The 4,592-nt window shown below is 73.3% G+C and carries 6 protein-coding genes and 1 pseudogene; 1 reads left to right on the top strand and 6 read right to left on the bottom strand.

Translation table 11 applies throughout. From position 1 onward, the window contains the following. The 4 genes and pseudogenes from JHD21_RS20865 to JHD21_RS20850 all read right to left on the bottom strand — a co-directional run. A pseudogene (locus JHD21_RS20865) lies at positions 1-417 on the bottom strand (ABC transporter ATP-binding protein); the annotation flags it as partial. 67 nt (positions 418-484) lie between these two features. Next, positions 485-1,459: a hypothetical protein gene (locus JHD21_RS20860; protein WP_292679335.1), complete on the bottom strand. Its 975-nt coding sequence runs from the start codon at positions 1,457-1,459 to the stop codon at positions 485-487. Between the two features lie 17 nt (positions 1,460-1,476). Further along, positions 1,477-1,956: a DUF6328 family protein gene (locus tag JHD21_RS20855; protein ID WP_292679332.1), complete on the bottom strand. Its 480-nt coding sequence runs from the start codon at positions 1,954-1,956 to the stop codon at positions 1,477-1,479. Continuing rightward, positions 1,953-2,525, bottom strand: coding sequence for a YbaK/EbsC family protein (locus JHD21_RS20850; RefSeq protein WP_365696419.1), 573 nt, complete (start codon positions 2,523-2,525; stop codon positions 1,953-1,955). The genes JHD21_RS20855 and JHD21_RS20850 overlap by 4 nt, the downstream gene beginning before the upstream one ends. A gap of 66 nt (positions 2,526-2,591) precedes the next feature. On the opposite strand from JHD21_RS20850, the gene JHD21_RS20845 reads away from it, so the two are divergent. Next, positions 2,592-3,548, top strand: a complete 957-nt coding sequence (locus JHD21_RS20845) for a glycerophosphodiester phosphodiesterase family protein (protein ID WP_292679326.1) — start codon at positions 2,592-2,594, stop codon at positions 3,546-3,548. 1 nt (position 3,549) lies between these two features. Here the strand turns inward: JHD21_RS20845 and JHD21_RS20840 are convergent, their stop codons facing one another. Continuing rightward, positions 3,550-3,909: a hypothetical protein gene (locus tag JHD21_RS20840; protein ID WP_292679322.1), complete on the bottom strand. Its 360-nt coding sequence runs from the start codon at positions 3,907-3,909 to the stop codon at positions 3,550-3,552. Next, a partial coding sequence (locus tag JHD21_RS20835; RefSeq protein ID WP_292679320.1) for a LiaF domain-containing protein occupies positions 3,906-4,592 on the bottom strand: 687 nt, incomplete at its 5' end. The genes JHD21_RS20835 and JHD21_RS20840, both read right to left, overlap by 4 nt.

The raw sequence follows: 4,592 nt of genomic DNA, 5'->3' as shown, positions 1-4,592 counted from the left end.
GTGGGAGATGTCGTTGGTGCCGATCGCCACCACCTCGCCGGTCGAGACCTTGCGGGGGAGGGTGCCGCCGAGGTGCACGGCGTGCCGGCCGGTCAGCTGGACGACCCGGTAGGCCGTGGTGAGCCAGTTGGTCACCGCGAACCGGTGCCGCATGATCCCGCTCCCCGCCTGCAGCACCCCGATCCCGAACATGACGCCGGCGTAGGTGAGGAGGGCCCGGCCGTCCTGGTCGGCGACCCCGCGGTCGATCGCCCGGCCGATCACGAACGGCATCACCGCCTGGCTGCTCATCCAGAGGATGCCGAAGAAGGCGCCGCCCAGGAGGGTGCGCCACTGTCCCTTGGCGAGCCAGAGCAGGAACCGCCACGGAGTCCGGTGGTCCGCGGTCCCTGGGTGGTCGAGAGGGAGGCGGCGCACCACCTGAGGCTACGGAGCGGAGTCCCGGAGTCCCAATCGTTTTCCGGCCACTCCGCGGCAGCCTGGGCTACCCCTCGACCCCGCCGTCCACGGTCTCGAGCATCCCGCAGGACGCACGCGCGAAGGCGATCGCGTTGGCGGCTCCCTCGGGGGTCATCCGCAGGGTGATCTGGCCGGGCTCCCCACCGAGGGTCAGACCGATCTTGAACGCCGTCGCGCCACCGGACTCGGCGAACGCGTGCGCGTCGCAGCGGGTCGGCTTGAGCGGCAGCGGGACCCGCAGCGGCCCGTCGGTGCCCGAGACGGAGACGCCCGGCCGCCACGCGTCCGTACCGACAGGGGAGAGGATCGGCGTCCCCGACACCGTGTCGATGGTGAGATCGGCTCCCGGCCGGCCGGTCGGGACGAGCACCAGCTCGAGCACGCCCTCCCCACCGACCGGCGTGCGGGTCGGGTCGCCGTCGGTGACCTGGTCCGACCAGCTCAGGGTCGCCACGTCGCCGATCGCCATCTCCAGGCAGCGGGCCCGGGTGTAGCGGCCGGCCACGTCGGTGGAGTCCTCGACCTGGATGGTCTGCGTCGCGCCGGCGTACTCGACGGTGATGGTCCCGAGGGGGTCGTCGAGGACGACCGGGACGTCGTTGGAGGAGCCGCAGGTCGGTCGGGCGGGCAGGTAGAGCGGGAAGCCACGCGTGGACTGCGCCGGGATCTCGCGGAGCCGCTCGCCCTCGAGCGCGGTGCGGAACCGCGGGTCGGTGTAGGTGATCCGGGTCGGTGTGACGTCCTCGGTCGTGTCGTTGTCGATCCACACCTCCATCCGGCCCGCCGCCGCGTCCCGGGACGACTGGCGCATGTCGGCGATCAGCGTCCCGGTCGGCGGCTCCTCGGGCACCGGCAGGGCCGTGATGGTCGGGACCCCGGTGTCGGACGGGGTGGGCTCGGGCTCGGGCGCGGTCTCGGCGGGTCGGTCGTCGCCGCAGCCGGAGGCGGCGAGCAGCAGCGCCACGATGACGACTAGGCCACGTCCTGGTCCCGCCCGCACGCGGACAGTCTGCCGGGTCAGTCGTCGACGAGGGCGTGCGGCACGGCGAGGAGCAGGATCGCCAGGAGGACGGCCAGGGACCCACCGACCACGACGGCGCCGGTCCGGTCGACCACGACGTCGAACAGGAACGTCACGATGCCGGTCACCAGCAGTGCCATCAGGACCAGCACGGTGCGCATGATGACGTGCGAGGCCCGCACCAGCCGGTCCTTCACCTGGCGGCCGGAGAGCCGCCGGTGGATGGCGACGGGAGACAGGACCATCGCGGTGATGACCGCCGCCAGCACGACGAGCACCAGGTAGGAGTTCCTCTGCCCGGTGGTCAGGTCCTCGAAGCGCTCCTGGAAGGGGAGGGTGAGCAGGAAGCCGGCGGTCAGCTGGGCGCCGGTCTGGATCACGCGCAGCTCCTGGAGCATGTCGTTCCACTTGCGGTCCGCGCGCTCGGTCTCGGTCTCGTCCCTGCCGTCGTCGCGGTCGGCGTCCCGGTGACTCATCCGGGAGCGGTACCCGCCAGGCCCTCGACGACCTCGGCGCGGGGCAGCACACCCAGCAGGTGGCCCGGCACGAGCAGCTTGGACCGGCGCACCCCGGACCCGATCACCGCCACCTCGATCTCGAGCGCCCGGGGGTCGACGAGCACCCGCCACCCCGGGGGCAGGCCGATCGGCGTGATGCCGCCGTGCTCCATGCCGGACTCGGCCACGGCCCGGTCCATCGCGAGGAACGACGCCTTGCGGACGTCGAGGGTCCGCTTCACCAGGTTGTTGACGTCGGCACGGGTGTCGGCGCGCACCAGGCACGCGGCGACCCGCTCCTCGCCGTCGCGGCGGCCGGCGACGACCACGCAGTTGGCCCCGGTCGCCATCGGCAGGTCGTAGGCCGCGCTCATCGCGGCCGTGTCCGCGACGTCCGGGTCGATCTCGACGACGGCCACCTCGTCCGAGTGCGCCCACGAGACCAGGGCGTCGGCGACCGGAGGCGCGAGCAGGTGGGCGTGGTCGGCGACCGGCAGCGGGACCAGGGAACCGATGCGGGGGAGGGTCACGGCGCTCCACCTTGCCATCCGGTGCTCACCCGGCGTTCACGTCGTCTCCGCCGCGTCGCCATCCCGTGCCTCTCTCCTTGGGGTGTGGCCACGATCATCGGGCATCGCGGGGCGCCGGGCTACCGACCCGAGCACACACGGTCGTCCTACCTGCTGGCGATCGCCATGGGCGTGGACGCCGTCGAGCCCGACCTGGTCATGACCCGTGACGGGGTCGTCGTCGTGCGGCACGAGCCGGATCTCGCCGCCACCACGGACATCGCCGACCACCCCGGTCTCGCCGGCCGCCGGGTCGAGGACCTCACGCTGGCGGAGCTGAAGACCCTGCGGACGGTCGAGCGGATCCCCGGGACCCGGCCGCGCAACACCCGGTGGGACGGTGCCGAGGAGATCATCACCCTCGACGAGCTGCTGCTCCTCGTGACGTCGGAGTCGCGTCGGCTGGGGAGGCGGATCGGCCTGCACCTCGAGCTCAAGGACTCGTCCCGCCTGGCCGGGTCGGGACTGGACCTCGAGGGCGCGGTGCTGGCCGCCCTGCGCGACCACGGCCTCGACCGGCGCGAGTCGGGCGTGCACCTCCAGTCCTTCGAGCCGACCTCCTTGCACCGCCTGCGCGAGCGCACCGACCTGCGGCTGGTGCAGCTCGTCGAGGCGTCCGGGGCCCCCGCCGACCTGGCCGCGATCGGCGACCCCACCACCTACGACGACCTGGTGTCTCCCCGCGGCCTGCGCACGGTGGCGCGGTACGCCGACGCGGTCGGCCTGGCCAAGGTGCGGCTGCTCGGCCGCCCGAGCCTGGCCGAGGCGCTGGTCGACCACGCCCACCTGGCCGGGCTGCAGGTGCTCGCCTGGACCCTGCGTGAGGAGAACCGCTTCCTCTCACCTCGCTTCCGGCGGGGTGAGGATCCCGAGCGCCGGGGCGACGCCGCCGGCGAGCTCGCCGTGCTGCTCGACGCCGGGGTCGACGGCGTCTTCTGCGACCACCCGGACCTGGCGCTGGCCGCCAGGGATGCCTGGCGGCCAGCACGGGTGGTGGGGTAGCTCAGGCCCGGTCGTCCTGGGCCTGCTCCCCGGTCTCGGCGGTCTCGGTGGTCTCTACGGTCTCGCTGGCCTCGGCCGGGTCCTCGACCTCCGCCGGGACGGAGCTGTCGACCCAGCCGGTGGCTCGGGTCGCGTGCCTGCGGCTGCCGCTGACCGCGAGGGCCACCAGGCCACCGAGGCCGGCGAACACCCAGGGCACGGGGAGGAGCCAGTTGATCTCCTCGTCGCCGACCACGTCGTTGACGACGAGGGACCAGATCCCCACCATCGCGACGAAGGCCAGGCCCATCACGAGGTGCCCGATGTTGACGGGGTGTCGACCGGCGGCGAACGCGCCGGGCTCGCTGTGCGTCTCGCTCATCGGAGCTCTCCTGTCGTGCGGCCGGTCGTGCTGCCTGACGAGGTCACGACGTTGACGTCGATCTCGCCGAGCCCGAGCTCGATGTCCAGGTCGATGTCGGGGGCGCTGACGCCGCCGTCGTGCGACCCGGTGATGTCGACCCCGCCGCCGTCCTGCCGGTCGCCGAAGACCTCGGCGTCACCGAGACCGACGTTCGCGGCGACGTCGACGTCGAGACCCTCCGGGAGCTTGACCTCGATGCTGCCGGCCCCGGCCCGCACCTCGATCGTGCGTCCGTCGAGCGCCTGCAGGTCGGTCACGTCGGTCAGGTCGAGGACCAGCTCACCCGCACCGATCTCGTAGCGGTCCTGGACCTGCGCCGCGGAGGCGGGCATCCGGACCACGCGCTCGTCCCAGCGGCTGCTGGCCGTGGCGCCGGCCGTGCTGAGCGCGGCGATGAGACCGAGGGCGATGATGCCCCCCGCCCGTCCGTAGAACGCGCCGACCAGCAGCATCACGCCGCTGACACCGAGGACCAGGGCCGGGTAGGCGGAGTCGTCCACACCGGCGCCGGCCAGGTCGGCGATGCCCAGCACCCCGATGCCGAGCGCGGCCAGCGCCACGGTCCACCAGAACAGGATCGGCCCGCGCTTGCGGGGGTTCCGCGGACGCGGCTGCCAGGTCGCGGCCGGGGGCACCGGGGG

Source organism: Nocardioides sp. (assembly GCF_016462705.1).
In the GTDB taxonomy this organism is placed as follows: Bacteria; Actinomycetota; Actinomycetes; order Propionibacteriales; family Nocardioidaceae; genus Nocardioides.
Note: the sequence above shows the minus strand (reverse complement) of the source record. Positions and strands in the feature narration are given on the sequence as shown.

Coding starts and splice junctions, on each gene's coding strand:
- JHD21_RS20855 (WP_292679332.1), bottom strand. CDS start 1,956: ATGAGTCACCGGGACGCCGACCGCGACGACGGCAGGGACGAGACCGAG.
- JHD21_RS20850 (WP_365696419.1), bottom strand. CDS start 2,525: ATGGCAAGGTGGAGCGCCGTGACCCTCCCCCGCATCGGTTCCCTGGTC.
- JHD21_RS20840 (WP_292679322.1), bottom strand. CDS start 3,909: ATGAGCGAGACGCACAGCGAGCCCGGCGCGTTCGCCGCCGGTCGACAC.